The sequence below is a fragment of the Paracoccus hibiscisoli genome (assembly GCF_005048265.1).
Lineage (GTDB): Bacteria > Pseudomonadota > Alphaproteobacteria > Rhodobacterales > Rhodobacteraceae > Paracoccus > Paracoccus hibiscisoli.
In genome coordinates this window covers 189,297-211,871 of the sequence record NZ_SUNH01000005.1, presented here as the reverse complement: position 1 = coordinate 211,871, position 22,575 = coordinate 189,297, and the positions used below count along the sequence as shown (strand labels likewise).

Sequence of the window (22,575 nt, the reverse complement as noted above, 5' to 3'; positions counted from 1 at the left end):
AACCTCGAACATGCCCTGAAGGAATGTCCGCCAGCCGGACCGCCCTTCAAGACAGGTTCGGCAGGGACCGGGAAACCCCGGACCCTGCCTGTCTTCAACCGATCAGATGACCGATTACTTCAGCTCGACCTTGGCGCCGGCTGCTTCCAGCTTCTTCTTCACTTCTTCGGCGTCAGCCTTGGAAGCGCCTTCTTTGACCTTGCCGCCAGCTTCGACCAGGTCCTTGGCTTCTTTCAGGCCCAGACCGGTGATGCCGCGAACTTCTTTGATCACGTTGATCTTGTTGGCGCCGGCTTCGACCAGGACGACGTCGAATTCGGTCTTCTCTTCTTCGGCCTCTGCCGAAGCAGCAGGGCCAGCCATCATGACGGCGCCACCGGCGGCCGGCTCGATGCCGTACTCATCCTTCAGGATGGTCTTCAGTTCCTGGGCTTGCAGCAGGGTCAGGCCCACGATTTCTTCGGCGAGTTTCTTCAGATCAGCCATTTTTCCGTTCTTTCCAGTTAATGTTCCAACGTCGGGTCTTCAACCACCAGTAGGGATCAGGTTGCTTACGCAGCCTCACGTTCCTCGAGGGTCGTGAGGATGCTCGCGATGTTCGAAGCAGGCGCGCCAATGGCACCGGCGATGTTCGAAGCGGGCGCACCGAGGCACGACACGATCTGAGCAATCAGCTCTTCACGCGACGGCATCGAGGCGACGGCTTTCACACCGGCCGGATCCAGAGCCGAGTCACCCATCGCACCACCCAGGATCACGAAACGCTCGTTATCCTTGGCGTACTTGTCGGCGATCCGCGCAGCAGCGGTCGGATCCTCCGAATAGGCGATCACGGTCATGCCCGTCAGATAGTCGGCGATGCTTGCGCAAGGCTTTCCTTCCAGGGCGATCTTGGCGAGCTTGTTCTTGGCAACGCGAACCGAACCACCCGCTTCGCGCATGCGCGCGCGGAGGTCCTGCATATGTGCAACCGTCATCCCCTCGTAGTGGGCAACCACCACGACGCCAGAGCTTTCGAAGATCTGGCCGAGTTCGTCGACCAGCTGTTCTTTCTGTGCTCTATCCACGGTTTCACTCCAAGTAGGGGGGTATCCCCCCGGCTCTCACTTTTCCCGGCCAAGAGGGGCCGGGTCGGGTCCGTTAGGGCAAGATCACCCGAAGGTCGGAACCTCCGGAAAAACGCTTCCCCATCTCAGGAAGGACATTAAGCGGGGTTTCCCCCGCACCCTCCGTCTCGGACAGGACAGGGCCGCGTGCGGCCCCGCCATCCCCTGCCCTTTCAGGCAGGGAAATCCTGTGGTCTCAGTTGGCGGTCGCCGAAACGACGTCCACCGACACGCCCGGACCCATGGTCGAGCTGATCGAAACCTTTTTCATGTAGGTGCCCTTGGCACCCGTCGGCTTGGCGCGGCTGACCGCGTCCACGAAGGCGCGCAGGTTCTGGGCCAGCTTGTCCTCGTCGAACGAGACCTTGCCGATGCCGGCATGGACCACGCCGGCCTTCTCGGCCTTGAACTGGACTTCGCCACCCTTGGCTGCTTCGACGGCCGATTTCACGTCCATCGTCACGGTGCCGACCTTGGGGTTCGGCATCAGGTTGCGCGGGCCCAGGATCTTGCCCAGACGACCGACCAGCGGCATCATGTCCGGCGTCGCGATGCAACGGTCGAACTCGATCTTGCCGGACTGGATGGTCTCCATCAGGTCCTCGGCGCCGACGATGTCCGCACCGGCTGCCTTGGCTTCGTCAGCCTTGGGGCCACGGGCGAACACGGCGACGCGGACGTCCTTGCCGGTGCCTGCGGGCAGGGTCACCACACCACGGACCATCTGGTCGGCGTGACGCGGGTCGACGCCCAGGTTCAGCGCGATCTCGACGGTCTCGTCGAACTTGGCCGAAGCCGAGGTCTTGACCAGCTTGATGGCGTCCTCGACGGTCAGGTTGGCCTTGCCCTCGAATGCGGTGCGGGCGGCGGCTTTTTTCTTCGACAGTTTTGCCATGATCAGCCCCTCACCTCGATACCGATCGAACGGGCCGAGCCGACGATGATCTTCATCGCGGCGTCGATGTCGTTCGCGGACAGGTCCTTCATCTTGGTCTCGGCGATCTCGCGGATCTGCTTGACCGTCACGGAACCGGCATTCGCACGGCCCGGCTTGTCCGAACCCTTGGCGCGGTTGCGCTTGCCCACGGGCTTCAGGCCAGCCGCCTTCTTCAGCAGGAAGGACGCCGGGGGCGTCTTCGTCTCGAAGGTGAACGACTTGTCGGCGTAATAGGTGATGACGACGGGCACGGGCGAACCCTGCTCCATCTCCTGGGTCTTGGCGTTGAACTCTTTGCAGAACGCCATGATGTTGATTCCGCGCTGACCCAGAGCCGGGCCGACGGGGGGCGACGGGTTCGCCTGACCCGCCTTGATTTGCAGCTTGAGGCTGCCGACAACTTTCTTGGCCATCTGGCCTTCTCCTTATCATCACGCCCCGGGATGCGGGGCCGACTTAGCGGTGCGGCACAAGGGCCTCCCGCAGTTGCATCACGCGGTCTTGGAGACCTGCGTGAATTCCAGCTCGACCGGCGTGGGCCGGCCAAAGATCGACACCGTCACCTTGATGCGCGAGGAAATCTCGTCGATCTCCTCGACCATGCCCGAGAACCCCTCGAACGGGCCGTCGGTCACGCTGACCTTCTCGCCCACGTCAAAGCGGATCAGGTTGCGCGGCGCCACCGGCTCACCGTCGCCGGTGCGGTGCAGCATCATGTTCACCTCGTCGTCGCGCATGGGCATCGGCTTGCCCTGCGCGCCCAGGAACCCGGTGACGCGGTTGATCGAATTGACCAGGTGATAGGTGCGATCCGACATTTCCATGTGGACCAGCACGTAACCGGGCATGAAGCGCCGCTCGGACGTGACCTTCTTGCCGCGGCGGATCTCGATCACTTCCTCGGTCGGGACCAGCACCTCGTCGATGTGATCCTCAAGACCCTTCTCGGCGACGGCCTGGCGAATCGCCTCTGCGACCTTCTTTTCGAAGTTCGACAGGACGCTGACCGAATACCAACGCTTTGCCATGTCTCGATCGACCCCTGCTCATCTTTTCGGGAATCACGCGCGGACGCGCCAACCCTTTGAATTCCATAACGTCCGAAAATATAGATATCGGCGCGCATGCGCATTCGATGCACGCCGTGTTCCCGGACAGTCGGGGGCAGATACCGCCCCTGCCGGGAAATTGCAACCCCCGATCAGCCGCTGATCAGGCGCAGCCCCTGCGTCAGACCCGTGCGGATCGCCAGGTCGACCAGGAAAAAGAACAGGCTGGTGATCGAGGCAAAGATCAGCACCATGATGGTGGTGGTGATCACCTCGCGACGCGTCGGCCAAGTGATCTTGGCGGCCTCGGCACGGACCTGGTTGATGAACTGGACGGGATTGGCCACGGGCGGCTCCTTGAGCAGATGCGAGGCTGGGTCTAGCGCCATGACGGCGGCACTTCAACCCTGAACGGCGCAGGTCGCTGATGGCGGAAGGACCTGGCAGGGGCAGGGGGACTCGAACCCACGACCCTCGGTTTTGGAGACCGATGCTCTACCAACTGAGCTATACCCCTGAGGTCGGGCCTGATTAGAACCACCCCGCGCGGGCGTCAAGCAGATAAGCGCGCCCTTCCCCGCCGGGCCACCGTCACAGAAACCGCGGAAACTCGATCTTGGGGCAGCGGTCCTGGACCACGGTCACCCCGGCGGCGCGCGCCCGCGCGGCGGCAGCATCATCGCGCACGCCCAGCTGGGTCCAGATGACGCGCAGGTCCGGCAGATGCGCCAGGGCCTGATCCACGATCGCCTCCACCGCATCCGACCGGCGGAACACGTCGACCATCTGCACCCCGGCATCTGCAGGAATATCGGCCAGCGTGGCGTGGACCGGCTCTCCCAGGATGGTGCCGCCGGCATGGCCGGGGTTCACCGGGATCACACGGATTCCCTGCGACTGCAGATAGCGCGCGACGCCCCAACTGGGGCGCGCCTCGTTGGGCGACAGGCCCACCATGGCGACGATGCGCGTGTCGCGGGCGATGCGCGCGATGTCCTGATCCTCGACCGTATCGATGTCCATGATGCCCTCCCGCATGGCCACAGCTCTGGGTTGCAGCCTCTCATAGAAAAAGCGCCCGGTCCATGATGGCCGGGCGCAAGTCGCGGAACGAGGGACAGTGATCTGGACATGACCGTTCCGGGGTCATGCCATGAGATGTAAATGGGCATCAGCCACAAAAGTTCCAGAGCGATCGCGGTTTCGTGATTCGCAGGTCCCCCGCGGTCACTCGCGCCAGATCTGACGCGCGGCCTGGGTGATCCCCGTGGGGTCCTGCATCAGGCGTCGTTCGGCGGCCCCCGATTCCAGCAGGTACAGCCGACCGCCCACCAGCGCGAAATGGCGCGGATCACCGGGCTGGGGCCGCCCCTCGACCACCGAGACCGGGCACATGCCGCCCAGGGCCGGCGCATAGCTGCGGGGGTCGGCCTCGAACCGGGCGCGGTTCTCCTCCGAGGAGAAATGCCACAGCTGACCGCGCCACATGGTCGCGATGTCGCTGCGCCCCGGCAGGGCGCGGCCCGCCTGCGCATAGCCCACCGGGTCGAACCCGCCCACGGCCCAGTCCTGCGCCGCCGCAGGCAGGGCGGGCACCAGGGTCAGCAGAAGGGACAGGGCAAGGGCACGCATGGCGACTCGGGCGTTAGGGGTCGGGCCTGTGTGACACCTGCCGCACCGAATCTCAACGCGCGTGACATAATCGTCGCAGCGATGTGATATTCAGGCACGCCCCGCCGCATAAAGCGCCACCGCCGCGGCATTCGACACGTTCAGCGACCCGAAATCGGCCGCAAAGGGGATGCGCGCGACATGATCGCAGGTCTTCATGGTCAGCTCGCGCATGCCCGGCCCCTCGGCGCCCAGCACCAGGCAGACCGCGCGGCCCGACAGGTCCGACATCAGTTGGGGCAGCGATTCGGTGCCGGTGCCGTCCAGGCCGACCAGGATAAAGCCCATGTTCTTCAGCTGGGTCAGCGCCTCGGCCAGGTTCGGCACGCGCAGATAGGGCTGCCGCTCCAGCGCGCCCGACGCAGTCTTGGCCAGCGCCCCGGTCTCGGGGGCGGAATGGCGCGAGGGCGCGATGACCGCGCGGGCGCCGAACACCTCGGCGCTGCGCAGGATCGCACCCACGTTATGCGGGTCGGTCACCCGGTCCAGCGCGACCAGCAGGGGCCGCGTCTCTCCGGGGGCCTCGCGCAGGGCGACCTCGGACAGGCTGCCCCATTTCAGCGGCTTGACCTCCAGCGCGGCGCCCTGATGCACGCTTTCGGCGGCCAGGCCCACGGTCTTGTCGAAGACGCGCGGATCGGTGATCTCGGGCTCCATCCCGTGCAGGTCGCCAAGGCGGGTGACCGCGTTCTGGGTCACCACCAGGCGCAGCTTCTCGCGCACGGGGTTGGCCAGCGCGTCGCGCACGGCATGCAGGCCGAACAGCCAGACGGTCTCGGCGGCGGCGGCGCGGCGGGCGCGTTCCTTGTCGATGACCCAGGTGGGTTTCTTGGGGTTTGCCGGTCTTTCGGCCATGCGCGGCCTCCTTTCGTCGTCCCCCCTTCTGTGCGCGGGACGGGCCTGTCGCGCAAGCCCCGGAAATGTGCTTGACGCCCCCCGGCGGGGCAGCTAATCACCCCGCACGCCGAAAGCGATCGGCGGGCGACGTGCTGCAAGGTGCGGCAGCGGACTGTAACTCCGCCGGGGAGACCCACGCCTGGTTCGATTCCAGGGTCGCCCACCACTTCCCCTCCCCCGACACCCTTCAGGCGACCCCGCCGCGGCGCGGCAATAAAACCGCCGCACAGGTCCGGCAGGGGGTTTTGCTGCGGCCATGCCCCGGCTAATCTGCCCGCATCATCACGAGTGCCGGGGTTTTCAAGTGCCAGCCAAGAAACGCGAACAGCCCAATCTGCTGATCGTGGGGCAGGCCGGGCGGCTGGAATACGAGGCCGTAATCTTCACGGCCAGCCTGCGGGCCCACGCACCGGATTGGACCGGCCGCGTCATCATCGCCGAACCCACCCCCGACGGCGCCTGGAGCGGGCATGAGACCGCCATCTCTCAGCCCTGCCGCGACCTGCTGACCGGGTTTGGCGCCGAGATCCTGCCCTTTACCGCACGCCATTTCGGCGCGGCCTATCCCCAGGGCAACAAGATCGAGGCCCTGGCCCTTCTGCCCGCGGGCGAGCCGTTCCTGTTCTTCGACACGGACACGCTGATCACCGGGCCGCTGGACCAGGTCCGTCTGGACCCGACCCGCCCCTCCGCGTCGATGCGCCGCGAGGGCACCTGGCCCAAGCCGCCGCTGTACGGGCCGGGCTATCAGGCCATCTGGCGGTCGATCTATGACCGCTTTGGCGTGTCCTTCGACGACACGCTGGACCTGTCGCAGCCGGACGAGCATTGGGAACGCTATCTGTATTTCAACGCGGGCTGGTTCTTCGGTGCCGATCCGGCGGAATTCGGGCGCCGCTATCTGGACTGGGCGCTGGCGCTGCGCGACACGCCGCATGACGAACTGGCCTGTCAGGTCATGGACCCCTGGCTGGATCAGGTGGTCCTGCCGGTGGTCATCGCCAGCCTGGGCGGCGGGCGTCCGGGGCCGGCTCTGGCCGGTCTGGATGGCGACATCACCTGCCATTACCGCAAGCTGCCGCTGCTTTACGCGCAACATTCCGATGCCGCCATCGCGGCCCTAGAATCCGCCATCGCCCCGCGCGAGATCAAGCGCGTGCTGCGCGAATGGGAACCCGCGCGCAAGCTGGCCTATCAGGAAAAGGGCCGCCAAAAGGTCCGACCCATCTTTGCCGACCGCCCCGGCGCCCCGGAGCGGATGATTCGCAACCAGCTCAAGGCGCGGGGGTGGTGGCTGGTCTAAGGCCTACTGCCCCGCCCCTTCAGACGATTGCGCCCAGATGTTGACGTCGCCCATCGCGGAGAAATCGTCGATGCGGGCCAGCTCATCTGCGGTGAAATCGCGGTTCTGCAGCGCCCCCACGCAGTCGCGAAGCTGTTCGGCCCGCGACGCCCCGATCAGCGCACTGGTCACGCGGTCATCGCGCAGCACCCAGGCCACGGCCATCTGCGCCAGGCTCTGACCGCGGCTGGCGGCCAGGTCGTTCAGCCCGTTCAGGCGGGCGATCATCTCGTCGCTCAGCCAGTCGGGCGACAGCGACTTGCCCTGCGCCGCGCGGCTGTCCTGGGGCACGCCGCCCAGGTATTTCGACGTCAGCATCCCCTGCGCCAGCGGCGTGAAGACGATGCCGCCCATCCCCTCCTCTGCCAGCGTATCCAGCAGGCCGTCGTTTTCGACCCACCGGTTCAGCATGTTGTAGCTGGGCTGGTGGATGATGCAGGGCGTGCCCAGATCGCGCAGGATCGCCGCCGCCTGCCGGGTGCGCGCGCTGTTATAGCTGCTGATGCCGACATACAGCGCCCGGCCCGACCGCACGATATGGTCCAGCGCGCCCATCGTCTCCTCCAGCGGGGTCTCGGGGTCGAAACGGTGCGAATAGAAGATGTCGACGTAATCCAGCCCCATCCGCTTCAGCGACTGGTCGCAGCTGGCGATCAGCGACTTGCGGCTGCCCCAGACGCCATAGGGGCCGGGCCACATGTCATAGCCCGCCTTGCTGCTGATCACCAACTGGTCGCGCAGGCCGTGGAAATCGGTCCGCAGGATCTCTCCGAACGCCTCCTCGGCGCTGCCGGGGGGTGGGCCGTAATTGTTGGCCAAGTCGAAATGGGTGATGCCCAGATCGAATGCCGTGCGGCAGATGTCGCGTTTGGTCTGGTGGGGCGTGTCATGGCCGAAATTGTGCCACAGCCCCAGGCTGATCGCGGGCAGTTTCAGGCCCGTGCGGCCACAGCGGCGGTATTCCATGCGGTCATGGCGGGTGGGGTCAGGGTAATACATCGGGGTCCTCCTTGGTGGGCGGGGCCAGGCGGATCGGCCCGCGCGGGTCGGGTCCGGCCGGGCGGCCCTTTTGCGTGACGGCGATGCGCCCCTCGGCCGCCAGATTCAGGGCGATGCGGCGCAGGGGCTCCATCAGCGGGCGCCAGTCGGCGGCCAGGTCGCGGGCCACCTGGCTGGGACAGCAGGTGGTGCCCGGCCGCAGCCGGGCGACCTGCGCAAGGATGGCCCCGCGCAGGTCGTCATCGGTCATCCCAAAACCGTGTCGCAGCGTGCGCAGACGCCCGGGTGGGCATGCGTGCCGACATCGGGCAGGATCTTCCAGCACCGCTGGCATTTCTCGCCGTCCGCGGTCTCGAAGACGACGCCGATGCCGGGGGTCTCGGCCATGCGGAACGCTTCGGTCGGGGCGGGGTCCGCGCTCAGCGACAGGTCCGAGGTGATGCACACATCCGCGAAGGCCACCGATTTCAGCGCGGCCAGCATGTCCGCATCCTCGACATGGACGACGGGGGCGGCCTCCAGGCTGGCGCCGATGGTCTTGTCAGACCGCTTGACCTCCAGCGCGGCGGTCACCACGCGGCGGGCGCGGCGGACATGCTCCCATTTCGCAGCCAGCGGCTCGTTCAGCCAATCGGCCGGGGTGGCCGCGAAATCGTGCAGGTGCACGCTGTCATCGTCGGACGGGAAGCGCGACAGCCAGACATCCTCCATGGTGAAGGGCAGGATCGGCGCCAGCCAGGTCACAAGGCGGTGGAACAGCAGGTCCAGCACCGTCCGCGACGCGCGGCGGCGGTCGCTGTCCGCCGCGTCGCAATACAGCGCATCCTTGCGCACGTCGAAATAGAAGGCCGACAGATCGACGGTGCAGAACTGAAATAGCGTCTGGAACACGCCCTGGAAATCAAACGCGGCATAGCCCTTGCGGACCTGGTGATCCAGCTGCGCCAGCCGGTGCAGCATCCACTGCTCCAGTTCGGGCATCTGCGCGGGCTGGACGCGCTCGGCGTCGCTGAACCCCGCCAGCGCGCCCAGCAGGAACCGCAGCGTGTTGCGCAGCCGGCGATAGCTGTCGGCAGTGCCCTTCAGGATCTCAGGGCCGATGCGCTGGTCGGCGGTGTAATCCGCCTGCGCCACCCAAAGGCGCAGGATGTCGGCGCCGTATTGCTCGATCACCTTGGCGGGGACGATGGTGTTGCCAAGCGATTTGGACATCTTCATGCCCTTCTCGTCCAGCGTGAAGCCATGCGTGACCACGTTGCGATAGGGCGCGCGGCCCTTGGTCGCGCTGGCCTGCAGCAGCGAGGACTGGAACCAGCCGCGATGCTGGTCCGTGCCCTCCAGATAGACGTCGGCGATGCCGTCCGGCGCGCCATCCTCGCGGTCGCGCAGCACGAAACTATGGGTCGAGCCTGAATCGAACCACACGTCCAGCACGTCCATGACCTGATCATAGGCCTCGGGGTCCACGATCCCCTCCAGCATCCGCGCCTTGAAGCCCGCGCTGTACCAGACATCCGCGCCATCCGCCTCAAAGGCCGCGGTGATGCGGTCGTTCAGGCGCGCATCGCGCAGCAAAAAGTCCTCGTCCGTGGGCTTGGCCCCCCGGCGCACGAAACAGGTCAGCGGCACGCCCCAGGCCCGCTGGCGCGACAGAACCCAATCAGGGCGGTTTTCGACCATGGAATGGATGCGGTTGCGCCCGGTCTGGGGCCACCATTTCACCAGTTGGTCGATGCTGGTCAGCGCCCGCGTGCGGATCGTGTCGCCATGCGCGCCCATGCCGTCATCCAGGGGCTTGTCGATGGCCGCAAACCATTGCGGGGTGTTGCGATAGATCAGCGGCGCCTTGGACCGCCAGCTATGCGGATAGGAGTGCTTGATCTTGCCCTTGGCCAGCAGCGCGCCGGCCCAGGCCAGCTGCTTGATCACACTGACATTGGCGGGGCCGTCCTTGCCGTCGGGCGCCACGATCGCCTCTCCACCGAACAGCGGCAGATCCTTGCGATAGCTACCGTCCGGCTCGACGTTGTAGGTCATCGGCAGCTTGAAGCGCAGGCCCAGCTGATAGTCGTCGTCACCATGGCTGGGCGCGGTGTGGACAAAGCCCGTCCCCGCCTCGTCGGTGACATGATCGCCGGGCAGCATGGGGACGTCATAGTCCCACTCGCCCAAGCCCCCCTCGACCCCGCGCAGGGGGTGCATAAGCCGCATCTTTTCAAGCTGAGTAGCAGGGACGCTTCGCACTCGTGTGAATGTTTCAACTTTCGCTGACTTCATGACAGCATCGGCCAATGCATCAGCCAAGATCAGCTTTTCGCCTGCAACGGCTGTAGAGTTATCAGCGACGGTATCAACGACATACAGACCGTACTCAATGCTCGGGTTGAACGCGACAGCACGGTTTTGCGGAATCGTCCAAGGCGTGGTGGTCCAGATGACGACTGACGCACTTTGAAGTTCATCATTTGACGCCTGAACCAGATCAGGGCTACTGCCCGAACTCATGGCAAATGACGGCTTGAACCGCACCCAGATCGTGTGGCTGGTGTGGTCGTGGTACTCGACCTCGGCCTCGGCCAGGGCGGTCTTTTCCACGGGCGACCACATCACGGGCTTGGACCCCTGATAGAGCGACCCGTTCATCACCAGCTTCATGAACTCGGCGGCGATGACCGCCTCGGCGTGGAAATCCATCGTCAGATAGGGCCGGTCCCAGGCCCCCGTGATGCCCAGACGCTTGAACTCCTCGCGCTGGATATCGACCCATTCATCGGCGAAACGGCGGCATTCCTGGCGGAACTCGACCATGTCGACCGCGTCCTTGTCGCGACCCTCCTTGCGGTACTTCTCCTCGATCTTCCATTCAATGGGCAGGCCATGGCAGTCCCAGCCCGGCACATAGCGCGCATCGAAGCCCATCATCTGATGCGACCGCACCACGATGTCCTTGATGGTCTTGTTCAGCGCGTGGCCGATATGCAGATGCCCGTTCGCGTAAGGAGGGCCGTCATGCAGCACGAAGGGCTTTCGCCCCGCCGCGGTCGCGCGCAGCCGGTCATAGACGCCGATGCGCGCCCACCGCTCCAGCCATTCGGGCTCGCGGGCGGGCAGGCCCGCGCGCATGGGGAAATCGGTCTGGGGCAGAAAGACGGTGTCGCGGTAATCGGGGGTCGCGTCGCTCATGGGGGCGGTCCTTTGTCGGTCGTTCTCGCACAGGCAAACCCGGCGGCGCGAAACCTCACGCCGCCGGGCTGCTAATTCGAATGCGGGACGCCTGAAAAATCATGGCCCCTCTATAGAAACTGACCGACGGCCCCGCAAGCCGCCTCAGCCGCGCCTTCAGCCTCTGCCGCGATAGGTCGGCACGCCCTGATCGGGCAGCCACAGGCCCGCGGGTACGGCGCCCGTCTGCCAGAACACGTCGATGGGCATGCCACCGCGCGGATACCAATAGCCGCCGATGCGCAGCCACTGGGGGTCCAGCAGGTCCGCGATGCGGCGCCCGATGCCCACGGTGCAATCCTCATGGAACGCGCCATGGTTGCGGAAACTGCCCAGAAACAGCTTCAGCGACTTCGATTCCACCAGCCAGTCGCCGGGGACATAGTCGATGACCAGATGCGCGAAATCGGGCTGGCCGGTCAGCGGGCACAGGCTGGTGAATTCGGGCTGGGTAAAGCGCACGGCATAGGTCTGGCCGGGCTGCGGGTTGGGCACGCGCTCTAGCACGGCCTCCTCGGGGGATTGCGGCAGGGGCGTGTCGGCCCCCAGCTGGGTCAGCGCGTCGGTGTAATGGCTCATGGCTCTGCTCCTGTTTTGACCGGGTGGGCTGCGACCGGTGGCCCCCCATAAGCCCGCGCGAAACCCCTTGCAACCAGGCGGCCTCTGTCCCAGATGCGACGGATGGACCCCCGTTTCGACATCACCGAAGCCGAGATCGCCCGCGTGGTCGCCGTCTTCTACGGTGCCGTGCGCCGGCACGAGGTGCTGGCCCCGATCTTTGCCGACCATGTCGGCGACTGGCCCGCGCATGAGGACCGCATTGCCGCCTTCTGGAAGGGCGCGATCCTGCACAAGGCGGGCTATAACGGCAGCCCGATGCGCGCACATCTGTCGGCGGGCAATGTCCGCCCCGAGCATTTCGATATCTGGCTGGCGCTCTTCGATGAGGCGCTGCGCCGCACCCTGCCCCCCTGGTCGGCCCGCGCCTGGTCGCAGATGGCGCATCGCATCGGCCAGGGGCTGCGCGCGGGCGTGCAGAACATCGACGCGGGCCGCGCCGGGCCGCCGGTGCTGCGCTAGCGGCGCGGCGGGCGGGGCCGATACAGCGGCAGCCGCCAGCCGAATGTCAGGCTGCCCGCGCGCAGCACCCAGACCACGACGGCGCCCGCGATCAGCGCCTCGGCCCGCGCGACCCCCAGCCAGTCCAGCGTCACCGCAGCCACCGCGCCCCCGAATGCCGCGGTCAGATACAGCTCTCCCTGCTTGAAGATCAGCGGGACCTCATTGCCCACGACATCGCGCATCAGCCCGCCAAAGGTGCCCGTGGCGATGCCCATGATGACCACGATCATCGGGGGCGAGCCCATCTCCATCGCCACGCCCGCCCCGGCGGCGACCGCCACGGCCAGCGCGACGCTGTCCAGCCAGACCAGCCAGCGCTGGCGGCTTTCCAGCAGATGCGCGGTCCAGAACACGATCAGCGCCGCCCCCGCCGCCAGCAGCACATAGGTGGGGTTGGCGACCCAGAACACCGCCTCGCGGTTCAGGATCAGGTCGCGCAGCGTCCCGCCCCCCACCGCCGTCAGCGCCGCCATGAAGACAAAGCCCACCGGGTCCAGCTGCGCCCGGCTGGCCACCAGCGCCCCGGTCAGCGCAAAGATCAGCACCGATCCGTAATCCAGCGCCGTGACCAAGGCGGCCAGCGTCATTTGAACGGCGCCATGCCCGCGCGGGCCAATTCATCGGCGCGCTCGTTCTCGGCATGCCCCGCATGGCCCTTGATCCAGCGCCACTCGACCTTGTGCGCGGCCTGCGCGGCATCCAGCCGCTGCCACAGCTCGACATTCTTGACGGGCTTTCGGTCGGCGGTCTTCCAGCCGTTGCGCTTCCAGCCGTGAATCCACTGGGTCACGCCATTCTTGACGTAATTGCTGTCGGTCACGATCACGATCTGGCTGGGGCGGCTCAGCGTCTCCAGCGCGCTGATCGCGGCCATCAGCTCCATGCGGTTGTTGGTGGTCTGCGCCTCGCCGCCCTGCAGCTCACGCTCCTTGACCACGGTCGCGCCGTCCAGCGCGCGCATCAGCACGCCCCAGCCCCCGGGGCCGGGATTGCCGCTGCAGGCGCCGTCGGTCCAGGCGAACAGGTCAGGCATCGATCGTCACATGCCCCGGCAGCGCCGCGACCCTGTCCAGCCACGCCCCGACCGCCGGAAAGCGCGCCATGTCGAATCCGCCCCGGCTGCCCGCGCTGTGGGTGTAGGCATACAGACAGATGTCGGCCAGGCTGACCGCATCGCCCGCCAGCCAGTCGCGCCGTGCCAGATGCGCCTCCATGATCCCCAGCAGCCGATGCCCCGCCTCCAGCAGCGCGGCCATCCGCTCGGGCGTGGCGTCCGCTGTCCGATGCGGATAGCAGGCCAGCGCGGCCCGCACGGCGATCACGCCCTCATGCTGGTTCTGTTCCCAGAACATCCAGGCCAGCATCTCGGCCCGTTCCACCGCATCCGTGGGCCAGAACCGCGTCCCCTCGCCCAGCCAGCACAGAATCGCATTCGATTCCGGCAGCAGCCGCCCGTCGGACAGCTCCAGCACCGGCGCCTTGCCAAAGGGCAGCCGACCATCCCGCTGCGCCGCCTCCAGCGCCAGGCTGCCGTATTCGACATCGACCACTGTGCAAGCACGGCTCAACAAAGCCAGCAGCAGCCGCACCTTATAGCTGTTGCCGGAGGACGGCATGGAATAGAGCTTCAAGGGAAACCCCTTCTTCTTCATAAAAATATCCCGGGGCCCGGGGCAGAGCCCCGGCGCTTTCGCCTCAGCCCTCAGGCCACGGCCTCGCGCAGCACACGCGGCACCTTGAACTCGACCCGCTCGACGGCGGTCTCGACGATCTCGACGGTCACGTCGTAGCGGTCGTGAAAGGCGTCGATGACCTCATTGATCAGCACCTCAGGCGCGCTGGCGCCGGCGGTCACGCCGATGCTGCGGATGCCGTCCAGCGCGCGCCAGTCGATCTCGGCGGCGCGCATCACCAGCTGCGCATAGCCGCATCCGGCGGCGCGCCCGACCTCGACCAACCGCTTGGAGTTGCTGGAATTCTCGGCCCCGATCACCAGCAGTGCATCGACATGCGGCGCGACCGCCTTGACCGCCGCCTGGCGGTTGGTGGTGGCATAGCAGATGTCCTCCTTTGCGGGGCCGACGATGGCCGGGAAGCGCGCCTGCAGGGCCGCGACCACGGCGGCCGTGTCGTCCACCGACAGGGTGGTCTGGGTGATGAAGGCCAGACGCTCGGGGTCGCGGACCGTGATGCCGGCGACATCGGCGGCATCCTCGACCAGGATCACCTCGCCTTCGGGCAATTGTCCCATGGTTCCAAGGACTTCGGGGTGACCCTCATGGCCGATCATGACCATCTGCAGACCGGCTGCGTGGTGGCGTTCGGCCTCGATATGGACCTTGCTGACCAGCGGGCAGGTCGCGTCGACATAGACCATCTGGCGGCGCTGCGCCTCGGCCGGGACGGCCTTGGGCACGCCATGGGCCGAGAAGATCACCGGCCGGTCATCGGGGCATTCGTCCAATTCCTCAACGAAAACAGCGCCCTGTTCGCGCAGTTGATCGACGACGTATTTGTTGTGAACGATCTCGTGGCGGACATAGACCGGGGCGCCCCATTTCTGCAGCGCCATCTCGACGATCTTGATCGCGCGGTCGACGCCGGCGCAAAAGCCGCGCGGCGCGGCCAGAAAGAGCTTCAGGGGGGGCTTGATCTGTTCCATGCCCCTCAGGTAGCGCGAAGCCCCGGTTTCGTCCAGCACCAGAAGGTCACAACCGCTGCACCACGCGTGCACAGCCTGTACACCGACAACGCACGCATCGTTAACGATCAGCGCGCAACACCCAGCAGGCGGGCCACGTCCAGATGCGCCTCCAGGTGGAGGGCCAGATCGTCCAGCGCGGCGTCCACCCCGGCCTCGTATCCCGGCTGCGACGACGCGCCCATCCGCGCCAGAAACGCGGCCCGGAAGGCATCGTCGGAAAAGAGGCCGTGCAGATAGCTGCCCATGACGCGGCCATCGGGGGCGGTCGCACCATCGGCATCGGGGACATGGGCAAAGGGGCGGGCGCAATCGGGGCCGTCGGTGCGGCCCATGTGGATCTCGTATCCGCTGACGGGCCGGCCCATCGCGGTGCCGGTCACGCGGATCACCCGCTTGTCGGCGGACATGACGGTGGCCACGTCCAGAAGGCCCAGCCCCGCCACCTGCCCCGCCACCCCGTCCGCGCCGGACGGATCGTCGATCACCCGGCCCAGCATCTGATAGCCGCCGCAGATGCCCAGCACATGGCCGCCGCGCCGGTGATGCGCGGCCAGGTCGATGTCCCAGCCCTGCGCGCGCAGAAAGGCCAGATCGCCCAGGGTCGATTTCGTGCCCGGCACGATCACCAGATCGGCGTCGCCGGGGATCGCCTGACCGGCGCGCAGCATGGTCAGGCGCACGCCCGGTTCGGCGGCCAGCGGGTCCAGATCGTCGAAATTGGCGATGCGCGACAGGGTCAGGCAGACGACGTGCAGCCCCGTCCCGCGCCCCTGGCGCAGATCGACCGCATCCTCGGCGGGCAAGCGATGCGCGCCCGCGAACCACGGCACCACGCCAAAGCCGGGCCAGCCGGTGTGGCGTTCGATCAACTGATAGCCGTCATCGAACAGGCGCGGATCGCCGCGGAACTTGTTGACCAGGAACCCCCGGATCATCGCCGCATCGCCCGGGTCGATCACCGCCTGGGTGCCCACGATCTGGGCGATGACCCCGCCGCGGTCGATATCGCCCGCCAGCAGCACGGGCACCCCCGCCGCGCGGGCGAATCCCATATTCGCGATGTCGCCGGGGCGCAGATTGACCTCGGCCGGGCTGCCTGCGCCCTCGACGATGACCAGGTCATGGGCGGCGGACAGACGGGCAAAGCTGTCCAGCACGCCAGTCAGCAGGCGCGGCTTCATCGCCTGATAATCGCGGGCCTGGGCGCGGCCGATGGCGCGGCCCTGCAGGATGACCTGGCTGCCCATCTCGGTCTCGGGCTTCAGCAGGACCGGGTTCATGTCGGTCAGCGGCTCCAGCCCGCAGGCGCGGGCCTGCAGGGCCTGGGCGCGGCCGATCTCTCCGCCGTCCGCGGTCACGGCGGCGTTGTTCGACATGTTCTGCGGCTTGAAGGGCGCGACCTTGAGGCCCCGCCTGCGGGCCGCGCGGCACAGGCCCGCCACCAGCACCGATTTGCCCACATTCGAGCCGGTGCCCTGGATCATCACCGCCGTCATTCGATCACCCCCCGCCAAACACCGCCTGCATGAGGGACAGTCTTGCTTGCCATCACCCTGATCGGTGACTAGATAGGCGCGTCCGCAAATGAAAGGCCGAAAGCCGTGGAAAACGTCATTCTGACCGTCCATCTGATCCTGGCCCTGGTGCTGGTCGGGGTTGTCCTGCTGCAGCGTTCCGAAGGGGGCGGGCTGGGCATGGGCGGCGGCGGTGGTGCCGGGGGCGGCGTGATGTCGGGCCGCGCGGCGGCCAATGTGATGACGCGCGCGACCTGGATCCTGGGCGTGGCCATCTTTGCGACCTCGCTGACGCTGACCATCCTGGCGGCCCGCAGCGCGTCCAACAGCTCGATCATGGACCAGTTCGGCGGCACGGCACCGGCCAGCCAGCCTGCAGGCACCCTGCCCGGCCTGCCCGCCTATACCCCGCCCCCCACGACCGAGGGCAACCCGCTGGTCCCGCCCAGCCCCGACGCGGCCACGCCGCCGGCAGCACAGACCCCGCCCGCCGACGCAGCAGAGGCGCCCGCCGTGGTGACGCCCCCCGCCGCCGAGGCCCCGGCTGCTGAGGCCCCCGCCGTCGTGACCCCGCCCGCCCCTGCGGCCGAGGCCCCCACGGAAGCACCGGCCGCCGACGCGCTGACGCCCCCGGCCCCGCAGACCGAGGAACCGGCCCCCGCGCCGGCCAACTGAGCGACATGACATCCGGGGGCGCGATGACCGTCGCCCCCCTCATCCACTTGCGGTCCGTTGCGGCCACGGGGCGAATCGGTTATTTCGCAAGTCCCGTGGTCATCGTCATTCGGACCGGCCGAACCTGAACTGCACATCACGGGGGCCTTCATGGCGCGTTACATCTTCATCACCGGCGGCGTCGTGTCGAGCCTTGGCAAGGGGCTGGCATCGGCGGCACTGGGGGCGCTGCTGCAGGCGCGGGGGTTCACCGTCCGGCTGCGCAAGCTGGACCCCTATCTGAACGTCGATCCCGGCACGATGAGCCCGTTCGAGCATGGCGAGGTCTTCGTCACCGATGACGGCGCCGAGACCGACCTGGATCTGGGGCATTACGAACGCTTCACCGGGGTCGCCGCGCGGCGCACCGACAGCATCAGCAGCGGGCGTGTCTATTCCAACGTGCTGGAGAAGGAACGCCGGGGCGAATATCTGGGCAAGACCATCCAGGTTATTCCGCACGTCACCAACGAGATCAAGGACTTCCTGTCGATTGGCGACGATGAGGTCGACTTCATGCTGTGCGAGATCGGCGGCACGGTGGGCGACATCGAGGGGCTGCCCTTCTTCGAAGCGATCCGCCAGTTCATCCACGAGCGGCCGCGCGGCGAATGCATCCTGATGCACCTGACGCTGCTGCCCTATCTGGCCGCCAGCGGAGAGCTGAAGACCAAGCCCACCCAGCACAGCGTCAAGGAGCTGCAATCCATCGGCCTGGCCCCCGACGTGCTGGTCTGCCGGTCGGAACATCCGATCCCGGAGAAGGAACGCGCCAAGATCGCGCTGTTCTGCAACGTGCGGCCCGATGCGGTGATCCCGGCCTATGACCTCAAGACGATCTATCAGGCGCCGTTGGCCTATCATCGCGCCGGTCTGGACCGGGCGGTGCTGGACGCCTTCGCGATCAGCCCCGCGCCGCGACCCGACCTGTCGCGGTGGGAGGATGTCATGGACCGGCTGGAGCATGCCGAGGGCCAGGTGAACATCGCCATCGTCGGCAAATACACCCAGCTGGAGGATGCCTATAAGTCGATCTCGGAGGCGCTGACCCATGGCGGGATGGCCAACCGGGTGCGGGTCAAGGCCGATTGGGTCGACAGCGAAAAGCTGGAGGGTGACGGCGCGCATCTGCTGGACGGCTATCACGGCATCATCGTGCCCGGCGGCTTTGGCGAACGCGGCACCGAGGGCATGGTCACCGCAGCGCGTTACGCGCGTGAGAAGAAAGTGCCCTATCTGGGCATCTGCCTGGGCATGCAGATGGCCGTGATCGAGGCCGCGCGCAATCTGGCGCAGATGCCCGATGCGGGCTCCGAGGAATTCGACCACGAGGCCGGGCAGACCCGGTTCACCCCCGTCGTCTATCACCTGAAGGAATGGGTGCAGGGCAATTACACCGTCAGCCGCAAGGTCGGCGATGACAAGGGCGGCACGATGCGTCTGGGGTCCTATACCGCGGTGCTGACCGAAGGCTCGCGCATCTCTGAGGTCTATGGCGGCGCGACCGAGATCGAGGACCGCCACCGCCACCGCTATGAGGTGGACGCCACCTATCGCGAACAGCTGGAGCAGGCGGGGCTGCGGTTTTCGGGCATGTCGCCGGACGGCAAGCTGCCCGAGGTCGTGGAATATGCCGACCACCCCTGGTTCATCGGCGTGCAGTCCCACCCCGAGCTGAAGTCCAAGCCCTTTGCCCCCGCGCCGCTGTTCGCAGGGTTCGTGCGCGCGGCGATGGAGGAAGGGCGGCTGGTCTGACCGCCGCCTGGCCCGACCGGCTTGACGCCGCGCTGTCCCTGACGGCGCGGCGTTATGCGTTCGAACGCGCGCATCCCGTGGCGGGCAACCCACTGGCCGGGTTCTTTCGCCGCGATGTGGCGGCGATGGGCCGCGCGGCCATCGCGGCGCGTCCGGAACGCCTGCTGGTGCGGGCCAGCACCGGCGCGCCGGGCTGGGCGGCGGTGCCGTGGCTGGCGTTCTTTGCGCCGCAGGTGACGCGCAGCATGCGGCACGGGCTGTATGTGGCGGTGTTCGTGAATGCGCGGGACGAGGGCGTGGTCCTGTCGCTGCAGCATGGGGCGGCGGATGCGCTGCGCCTGCATGGCCCCGACGCGGGGCTGCGCCATCTGCGCGCACAGGCGGCGGCCACGCGGGCGGCGCTGCCGGGGCACGGGTTCCGCGCGGGGCCGGTCGATCTGGGCTCGCCCGCTGCGCTGCCGCAGGGCTATCAGGCGGGCTGCGCGGTCTGGGACGCCTGGTCGGCGCGCGACGAGGCGCTGGAGGGGTTCGATGCGGCGCTGGTGCGGATGCTGGATCTGTACCGGCTGCGGGTCGCGCCGTGACAGCGCGCCCCCGGACCTGTAGGGTCGGCGGGCACTGCGCGAAAGGACCACCGATGTTTGCCGCCTGGAAGCAGGAAAAGACCACCGCCGGACTGGTCGCCGAGGCGCAGGCCCTGGCCGACAAGCTGGCCGGAACCAAGCCCCATATCGTCGAGGCCCATGCAGCCGCTGCCCTGCTGTGGCAGGCGGTGTTCCGCGATCAGGGGCAGGATCTGCACAGCATCGCGACCTGGCCCAAGGCCAAGGCGGCGCGGTTCGCGGCCGATGCGCTGGCGCGGATCGCGGTGCTGCGCAAGGCGCGGGACTACGACAGCAGCGACGGGTTGGCCGTCTGGATGCACAGCGCCCGCACCGTGGCCGAGCCACGCATCGCGGACCCCGTGCGCCAGATCTGGGCGCATCTGGCGGCGGCGGGGCCGAACGCGGCGTCGATGGCCGAGGAGCAGATCGCCGAGGCCGGGCTGGCGCCGCACGGGCCCCTGCGCATCCCCGAGGGGTTCGATGCGGGTTGATCGCGCCTAGCGCGGCAGGCGATAGGCCACGGCCTGGTCCGAGACCTCGGGCTTGAGGATCGAGTTGCCGCCCACGGCAAAGACGACGTAATCGACCCCCTCATGGGTAAAGACCGCGGGGATCGAGACGGCGGGCGCCTCGACCAGGTCGGACCACAGCTCGCGGCCGGTGGCCGCGTCCAGCGCCCGCACGCGGGAATCCATCGACGCGCCGATGAAGACCACGCCCCCCGCCGTCACCACCGGCCCGCCAAGCGTGGGCGAACCCCAATCCCCCAGCCCGTAAAAGCCGTGGAACTGCGCCTTGCCAAAGGGCACCTCATAGAGGGTCTGGCCCGTGGTCAGGTCGATGGCCGAGAAGGTGCCGAAGGGCGGCGCCCAGCAGGGCATGCCGGCCCAGTTGCTCCAATCGGTCAGGTGGATGCCATAGGGCGCGCCCTCCTGCGGGTGATACCCCTCCTCATTGCCGCCCTCGCGGGCCTCACTGTCGTATTCGTCGCGCGGGATCAGGTGGATCAGCTGGACGATGCGCGAGGCGTTCACATAGAGGATCGCGCGGTCCGGATCGACCGAGACGCCGCCCCAGTTGGTGGCGCCCGCCGTGCCGGGAAAGAACAGCGTGCCCTGTTCCGACGGGGGCGTGAAGATTCCCTGATACAGGTATTTTTCGCGGTCGCGCGAGCATTGGCCCAGGCTGACGATGTCCGACAGACGCCAGACCGGCGGCAGCTCCAGCGGGTTGCCGACGGGGGTGGGGGTCATGGCAAAAGGCTGGGTCGGCGCGGTCACCTCTCCGGTGGCGGTGCTGGCGGGGACGGGGCGGTCCTCGATGGGGAACAGCGGCTCTCCGGTGCGGCGGTCCAGCACGAACAGGAACCCCTGCTTGGTCGCCTGGACCAGCGCGGGGATCATCTGGCCGTCGCGCGGGATGTCCACCAGCGTCGGCGCCGAGGGCGTGTCGTAATCCCAGATGTCGTGGCGGACATGCTGAAAGGTCCAGGCGACCTCTCCGCTGGCGATGTCCACGGCGGTGACCGAGGTCGCCATCGGGATCGGATCGGTCCGCGCGCCGCCCCAGTAATTCGGGCTGGGCGACGAGACCGGCGCATAGACCAGCCCCAGATCGGGATCGGCGGTCATCGCGGTCCAGATATTGGCGGTGCCGGTGCGGTCGATCATCTCGGGCGGGATGAAGCTGGCCTCCCACAGCAGATCGCCGCTGCGGGCGTCGATGGCCAGCAGGTTGCCCGGCGGGGCGACGGAATATTCCCAATCGGCGCCCGCCCAACCCAGCAGCAGCGTGTCCCCCACCACCAGCGGCGGCTGCAGCAGCGAAAAGGGGAACACGTCGTTGACGGTGTTCCACTGGTTCACGTTCAGCACCCCGCCATCGGCGAAATCGGCGCAGCGCTGGCCGGTTTCGGCATCGACCGCGTGCAGTTCGGCGTCCATCGTGCCCAGGAACACCCGCCGCGCGCAAACGCCGGTGTCGCCGCCGTTCCAATAAGCGACGCCGCGATTCTTCAGCGCGGGCTGGGTCAGCGGCTCCAAGGTCGAGGTGCTGTCATAGGTCCAGCGTTCCTCTCCGGTCGCGGGGTCCAGCGCCACGATGCGGTAGAAGGGCGTGCCCAGATAGAGCGTCCCGTCGGCATAGACCGGGGTGGCCGACCAGACCGTTTCGGCCAGATCGCCGCTGCCGTCCGACACGTCGCCGGTGCGATAGTCCCAGGCCCGCTCCAGCCGGCCCACGCTGTCGGGGGTCAGGCTGCGCGCGTTCGAGAACTTGGTCGAGGCCAGGTCTCCGTGAAAGGCGGTCCAGCTGTCCTGCTGGGCCTGCGCGGCCGTGGCGGTCAGCAGCAGGGCTGCGGGAATCAGCGATCTGATCATCGGGGGGTCCGTTCGAAAAAGGGCGCGGCGATAAGCCCGGCGGCCCCGGCCAGCATTGCCGCCGCCAGCAGCGTCTGCATCAGGAACACCGCCGCCAGCGCCGTCAGCAGCGCGGCCAGCACCGCCAGCGCGATCAACGCCCTGCGCCAGCCCCGGCGCGGATGCGCCAGCGTCGCGATGCCCGCCAGCAGGGTCGCGGCCACGCTGCCCAGCAGGGCCAGCCCGGCGCCAAGCGTGAGGTCCACGCCGGTATTGCCGAAGGGCCCCACAAAGGCGATGCCCGCCAGCACGGCACCGGCGGCAAGGAGGAGAAGCGGGAGGACGGGAATGATGCGCATGTAAGGCCAACGGCGATCACGCGTATTTGTTCCCGCGCGCCCCAATGCAAAAGGGCCGCCCCGGAGGGCGGCCCTTTTGGCAGGATGACCACCGGGAAGGTGGTGCCGGTGAAGGGACTCGAACCCCCGACCCCATCATTACGAATGATGTGCTCTACCAGCTGAGCTACACCGGCCGCTGGTCATGGCGCGCGGATAGCATCTTCGCGCCAAGGGCGAAAG

The 22,575-nt window shown here is 67.4% G+C and carries 26 protein-coding genes and 3 tRNA genes; 7 read left to right on the top strand and 22 right to left on the bottom strand.

Annotation, left to right across the window (positions count from 1 at the left end):
* Nucleotides 1-114: 114 nt before the first annotated feature.
* The 10 genes from rplL to rlmB all read right to left on the bottom strand — a co-directional run bounded on the left by rplL (nucleotide 115) and on the right by rlmB (nucleotide 5,618).
* Nucleotides 115-486 carry a 50S ribosomal protein L7/L12 gene (rplL, locus tag FA740_RS03945; RefSeq protein ID WP_136855469.1) on the bottom strand — a complete coding sequence of 124 codons (372 nt, stop codon included), beginning with the start codon at nucleotides 484-486 and terminating at the stop codon, nucleotides 115-117.
* A 65-nt stretch (nucleotides 487-551) separates the two neighbouring features.
* Complete coding sequence (rplJ, locus tag FA740_RS03940) at nucleotides 552-1,067, bottom strand: 50S ribosomal protein L10 (RefSeq protein ID WP_136855468.1); 516 nt, start codon at nucleotides 1,065-1,067, stop codon at nucleotides 552-554.
* Between the two features lie 235 nt (nucleotides 1,068-1,302).
* Nucleotides 1,303-2,001 carry a 50S ribosomal protein L1 gene (rplA, locus tag FA740_RS03935; protein WP_136855467.1) on the bottom strand — a complete coding sequence of 233 codons (699 nt, stop codon included), beginning with the start codon at nucleotides 1,999-2,001 and terminating at the stop codon, nucleotides 1,303-1,305.
* Nucleotides 2,002-2,003: 2 nt separating this feature from the next.
* Nucleotides 2,004-2,456 (bottom strand): 50S ribosomal protein L11, encoded by a 453-nt coding sequence (gene rplK, locus FA740_RS03930; RefSeq protein ID WP_136855466.1) that lies wholly within the window; start codon nucleotides 2,454-2,456, stop codon nucleotides 2,004-2,006.
* A gap of 78 nt (nucleotides 2,457-2,534) precedes the next feature.
* The gene (gene nusG, locus FA740_RS03925; RefSeq protein ID WP_136855465.1) at nucleotides 2,535-3,071 is read right to left on the bottom strand and encodes a transcription termination/antitermination protein NusG; all 537 of its coding nucleotides are present in this window, start codon (nucleotides 3,069-3,071) and stop codon (nucleotides 2,535-2,537) included.
* Between the two features lie 173 nt (nucleotides 3,072-3,244).
* Complete coding sequence (gene secE / locus FA740_RS03920) at nucleotides 3,245-3,481, bottom strand: preprotein translocase subunit SecE (RefSeq protein ID WP_136855464.1); 237 nt, start codon at nucleotides 3,479-3,481, stop codon at nucleotides 3,245-3,247.
* Between the two features lie 52 nt (nucleotides 3,482-3,533).
* Nucleotides 3,534-3,609 (bottom strand) — tRNA-Trp (locus tag FA740_RS03915).
* Between the two features lie 74 nt (nucleotides 3,610-3,683).
* On the bottom strand, nucleotides 3,684-4,115 hold the full coding sequence (locus tag FA740_RS03910; RefSeq protein WP_136855463.1) for a CoA-binding protein: 432 nt from the start codon (nucleotides 4,113-4,115) through the stop codon (nucleotides 3,684-3,686).
* Nucleotides 4,116-4,319: 204 nt separating this feature from the next.
* Nucleotides 4,320-4,724, bottom strand: a complete 405-nt coding sequence (locus FA740_RS03905) for a YHS domain-containing (seleno)protein (RefSeq protein WP_136855462.1) — start codon at nucleotides 4,722-4,724, stop codon at nucleotides 4,320-4,322.
* Nucleotides 4,725-4,814: 90 nt separating this feature from the next.
* On the bottom strand, nucleotides 4,815-5,618 hold the full coding sequence (gene rlmB / locus FA740_RS03900) for a 23S rRNA (guanosine(2251)-2'-O)-methyltransferase RlmB (protein ID WP_136855461.1): 804 nt from the start codon (nucleotides 5,616-5,618) through the stop codon (nucleotides 4,815-4,817).
* Between the two features lie 124 nt (nucleotides 5,619-5,742).
* On the opposite strand from rlmB, the gene FA740_RS03895 reads away from it, so the two are divergent.
* Together FA740_RS03895 and FA740_RS03890 are read left to right on the top strand one after the other, a co-directional pair.
* Nucleotides 5,743-5,826: transfer RNA gene (locus FA740_RS03895), tRNA-Tyr, on the top strand.
* Between the two features lie 138 nt (nucleotides 5,827-5,964).
* The gene (locus FA740_RS03890; protein WP_136855460.1) at nucleotides 5,965-6,963 is read left to right on the top strand and encodes a hypothetical protein; all 999 of its coding nucleotides are present in this window, start codon (nucleotides 5,965-5,967) and stop codon (nucleotides 6,961-6,963) included.
* A 3-nt stretch (nucleotides 6,964-6,966) separates the two neighbouring features.
* Here FA740_RS03890 and mgrA read toward each other — a convergent pair whose 3' ends face one another.
* The 4 genes from mgrA to queF all read right to left on the bottom strand — a co-directional run bounded on the left by mgrA (nucleotide 6,967) and on the right by queF (nucleotide 11,802).
* The gene (gene mgrA / locus FA740_RS03885) at nucleotides 6,967-8,001 is read right to left on the bottom strand and encodes an L-glyceraldehyde 3-phosphate reductase (RefSeq protein WP_136855459.1); all 1,035 of its coding nucleotides are present in this window, start codon (nucleotides 7,999-8,001) and stop codon (nucleotides 6,967-6,969) included.
* Entirely contained in the window at nucleotides 7,988-8,251 is a 264-nt protein-coding gene (locus tag FA740_RS03880; RefSeq protein ID WP_136855458.1) for a DUF3253 domain-containing protein, read from the bottom strand. Before FA740_RS03880 ends, mgrA begins: the two co-directional genes overlap by 14 nt.
* Nucleotides 8,248-11,184 carry an isoleucine--tRNA ligase gene (gene ileS / locus FA740_RS03875; RefSeq protein ID WP_136855457.1) on the bottom strand — a complete coding sequence of 979 codons (2,937 nt, stop codon included), beginning with the start codon at nucleotides 11,182-11,184 and terminating at the stop codon, nucleotides 8,248-8,250. Before ileS ends, FA740_RS03880 begins: the two co-directional genes overlap by 4 nt.
* 156 nt (nucleotides 11,185-11,340) lie before the next feature.
* Nucleotides 11,341-11,802 carry a preQ(1) synthase gene (queF, locus tag FA740_RS03870; RefSeq protein WP_136855456.1) on the bottom strand — a complete coding sequence of 154 codons (462 nt, stop codon included), beginning with the start codon at nucleotides 11,800-11,802 and terminating at the stop codon, nucleotides 11,341-11,343.
* Nucleotides 11,803-11,904: 102 nt separating this feature from the next.
* Here queF and FA740_RS03865 point away from each other — a divergent pair, with 102 nt between their 5' ends.
* On the top strand, nucleotides 11,905-12,303 hold the full coding sequence (locus FA740_RS03865) for a group III truncated hemoglobin (protein ID WP_211243639.1): 399 nt from the start codon (nucleotides 11,905-11,907) through the stop codon (nucleotides 12,301-12,303).
* Here FA740_RS03865 and FA740_RS03860 read toward each other — a convergent pair.
* The 5 genes from FA740_RS03860 to FA740_RS03840 form a co-directional block, all read right to left on the bottom strand.
* Entirely contained in the window at nucleotides 12,300-12,932 is a 633-nt protein-coding gene (locus FA740_RS03860; protein WP_136855454.1) for a trimeric intracellular cation channel family protein, read from the bottom strand. The two genes, FA740_RS03865 and FA740_RS03860, sit on opposite strands and share 4 nt — an antisense overlap.
* Nucleotides 12,929-13,378: a ribonuclease HI gene (gene rnhA, locus FA740_RS03855; protein WP_136855453.1), complete on the bottom strand. Its 450-nt coding sequence runs from the start codon at nucleotides 13,376-13,378 to the stop codon at nucleotides 12,929-12,931. Before rnhA ends, FA740_RS03860 begins: the two co-directional genes overlap by 4 nt.
* Nucleotides 13,371-13,976, bottom strand: coding sequence for a glutathione S-transferase family protein (locus tag FA740_RS03850; protein ID WP_211243638.1), 606 nt, complete (start codon nucleotides 13,974-13,976; stop codon nucleotides 13,371-13,373). Before FA740_RS03850 ends, rnhA begins: the two co-directional genes overlap by 8 nt.
* 71 nt (nucleotides 13,977-14,047) lie before the next feature.
* Nucleotides 14,048-15,007: a 4-hydroxy-3-methylbut-2-enyl diphosphate reductase gene (ispH, locus tag FA740_RS03845; RefSeq protein ID WP_136855451.1), complete on the bottom strand. Its 960-nt coding sequence runs from the start codon at nucleotides 15,005-15,007 to the stop codon at nucleotides 14,048-14,050.
* Nucleotides 15,008-15,114: 107 nt separating this feature from the next.
* Nucleotides 15,115-16,545, bottom strand: coding sequence for a cobyric acid synthase (locus FA740_RS03840; RefSeq protein ID WP_136855450.1), 1,431 nt, complete (start codon nucleotides 16,543-16,545; stop codon nucleotides 15,115-15,117).
* 105 nt (nucleotides 16,546-16,650) lie between these two features.
* On the opposite strand from FA740_RS03840, the gene secG reads away from it, so the two are divergent.
* The 4 genes from secG to FA740_RS03820 all read left to right on the top strand — a co-directional run bounded on the left by secG (nucleotide 16,651) and on the right by FA740_RS03820 (nucleotide 20,128).
* Nucleotides 16,651-17,238: a preprotein translocase subunit SecG gene (gene secG / locus FA740_RS03835; RefSeq protein ID WP_136855449.1), complete on the top strand. Its 588-nt coding sequence runs from the start codon at nucleotides 16,651-16,653 to the stop codon at nucleotides 17,236-17,238.
* A 150-nt stretch (nucleotides 17,239-17,388) separates the two neighbouring features.
* On the top strand, nucleotides 17,389-19,032 hold the full coding sequence (locus FA740_RS03830; RefSeq protein WP_136855448.1) for a CTP synthase: 1,644 nt from the start codon (nucleotides 17,389-17,391) through the stop codon (nucleotides 19,030-19,032).
* Nucleotides 18,921-19,616, top strand: a complete 696-nt coding sequence (locus FA740_RS03825; RefSeq protein WP_136855447.1) for an MrcB family domain-containing protein — start codon at nucleotides 18,921-18,923, stop codon at nucleotides 19,614-19,616. Before FA740_RS03830 ends, FA740_RS03825 begins: the two co-directional genes overlap by 112 nt.
* Nucleotides 19,617-19,669: 53 nt before the next feature.
* On the top strand, nucleotides 19,670-20,128 hold the full coding sequence (locus FA740_RS03820) for a hypothetical protein (RefSeq protein ID WP_136855446.1): 459 nt from the start codon (nucleotides 19,670-19,672) through the stop codon (nucleotides 20,126-20,128).
* Nucleotides 20,129-20,134: 6 nt separating this feature from the next.
* Here the strand turns inward: FA740_RS03820 and FA740_RS03815 are convergent, their stop codons facing one another.
* The 3 genes from FA740_RS03815 to FA740_RS03805 all read right to left on the bottom strand — a co-directional run bounded on the left by FA740_RS03815 (nucleotide 20,135) and on the right by FA740_RS03805 (nucleotide 22,529).
* On the bottom strand, nucleotides 20,135-22,015 hold the full coding sequence (locus FA740_RS03815) for an outer membrane protein assembly factor BamB family protein (RefSeq protein ID WP_136855445.1): 1,881 nt from the start codon (nucleotides 22,013-22,015) through the stop codon (nucleotides 20,135-20,137).
* On the bottom strand, nucleotides 22,012-22,353 hold the full coding sequence (locus tag FA740_RS03810) for a hypothetical protein (RefSeq protein WP_136855444.1): 342 nt from the start codon (nucleotides 22,351-22,353) through the stop codon (nucleotides 22,012-22,014). The genes FA740_RS03815 and FA740_RS03810 overlap by 4 nt, the downstream gene beginning before the upstream one ends.
* A gap of 100 nt (nucleotides 22,354-22,453) precedes the next feature.
* Nucleotides 22,454-22,529: transfer RNA gene (locus FA740_RS03805), tRNA-Thr, on the bottom strand.
* Between the last annotated feature and the right edge of the window lie 46 nt (nucleotides 22,530-22,575).

What these genes read in the sequence shown, in the direction of transcription:
- FA740_RS03905 (WP_136855462.1), bottom strand. Translation starts at nt 4,724, where the DNA reads ATGCGTGCCCTTGCCCTGTCCCTTCTGCTGACCCTGGTGCCCGCCCTG.
- FA740_RS03820 (WP_136855446.1), top strand. Translation starts at nt 19,670, where the DNA reads ATGTTTGCCGCCTGGAAGCAGGAAAAGACCACCGCCGGACTGGTCGCC.
- FA740_RS03840 (WP_136855450.1), bottom strand. Translation starts at nt 16,545, where the DNA reads ATGACGGCGGTGATGATCCAGGGCACCGGCTCGAATGTGGGCAAATCG.
- FA740_RS03815 (WP_136855445.1), bottom strand. Translation starts at nt 22,015, where the DNA reads ATGATCAGATCGCTGATTCCCGCAGCCCTGCTGCTGACCGCCACGGCC.
- FA740_RS03910 (WP_136855463.1), bottom strand. Translation starts at nt 4,115, where the DNA reads ATGGACATCGATACGGTCGAGGATCAGGACATCGCGCGCATCGCCCGC.
- mgrA (WP_136855459.1), bottom strand. Translation starts at nt 8,001, where the DNA reads ATGTATTACCCTGACCCCACCCGCCATGACCGCATGGAATACCGCCGC.
- ispH (WP_136855451.1), bottom strand. Translation starts at nt 15,007, where the DNA reads ATGGAACAGATCAAGCCCCCCCTGAAGCTCTTTCTGGCCGCGCCGCGC.
- rnhA (WP_136855453.1), bottom strand. Translation starts at nt 13,378, where the DNA reads ATGCCTGACCTGTTCGCCTGGACCGACGGCGCCTGCAGCGGCAATCCC.
- rplA (WP_136855467.1), bottom strand. Translation starts at nt 2,001, where the DNA reads ATGGCAAAACTGTCGAAGAAAAAAGCCGCCGCCCGCACCGCATTCGAG.
- rlmB (WP_136855461.1), bottom strand. Translation starts at nt 5,618, where the DNA reads ATGGCCGAAAGACCGGCAAACCCCAAGAAACCCACCTGGGTCATCGAC.
- FA740_RS03880 (WP_136855458.1), bottom strand. Translation starts at nt 8,251, where the DNA reads ATGACCGATGACGACCTGCGCGGGGCCATCCTTGCGCAGGTCGCCCGG.
- rplL (WP_136855469.1), bottom strand. Translation starts at nt 486, where the DNA reads ATGGCTGATCTGAAGAAACTCGCCGAAGAAATCGTGGGCCTGACCCTG.
- nusG (WP_136855465.1), bottom strand. Translation starts at nt 3,071, where the DNA reads ATGGCAAAGCGTTGGTATTCGGTCAGCGTCCTGTCGAACTTCGAAAAG.
- queF (WP_136855456.1), bottom strand. Translation starts at nt 11,802, where the DNA reads ATGAGCCATTACACCGACGCGCTGACCCAGCTGGGGGCCGACACGCCC.
- rplK (WP_136855466.1), bottom strand. Translation starts at nt 2,456, where the DNA reads ATGGCCAAGAAAGTTGTCGGCAGCCTCAAGCTGCAAATCAAGGCGGGT.
- secE (WP_136855464.1), bottom strand. Translation starts at nt 3,481, where the DNA reads ATGGCGCTAGACCCAGCCTCGCATCTGCTCAAGGAGCCGCCCGTGGCC.
- FA740_RS03810 (WP_136855444.1), bottom strand. Translation starts at nt 22,353, where the DNA reads ATGCGCATCATTCCCGTCCTCCCGCTTCTCCTCCTTGCCGCCGGTGCC.
- ileS (WP_136855457.1), bottom strand. Translation starts at nt 11,184, where the DNA reads ATGAGCGACGCGACCCCCGATTACCGCGACACCGTCTTTCTGCCCCAG.
- FA740_RS03860 (WP_136855454.1), bottom strand. Translation starts at nt 12,932, where the DNA reads ATGACGCTGGCCGCCTTGGTCACGGCGCTGGATTACGGATCGGTGCTG.
- FA740_RS03830 (WP_136855448.1), top strand. Translation starts at nt 17,389, where the DNA reads ATGGCGCGTTACATCTTCATCACCGGCGGCGTCGTGTCGAGCCTTGGC.
- FA740_RS03865 (WP_211243639.1), top strand. Translation starts at nt 11,905, where the DNA reads ATGGACCCCCGTTTCGACATCACCGAAGCCGAGATCGCCCGCGTGGTC.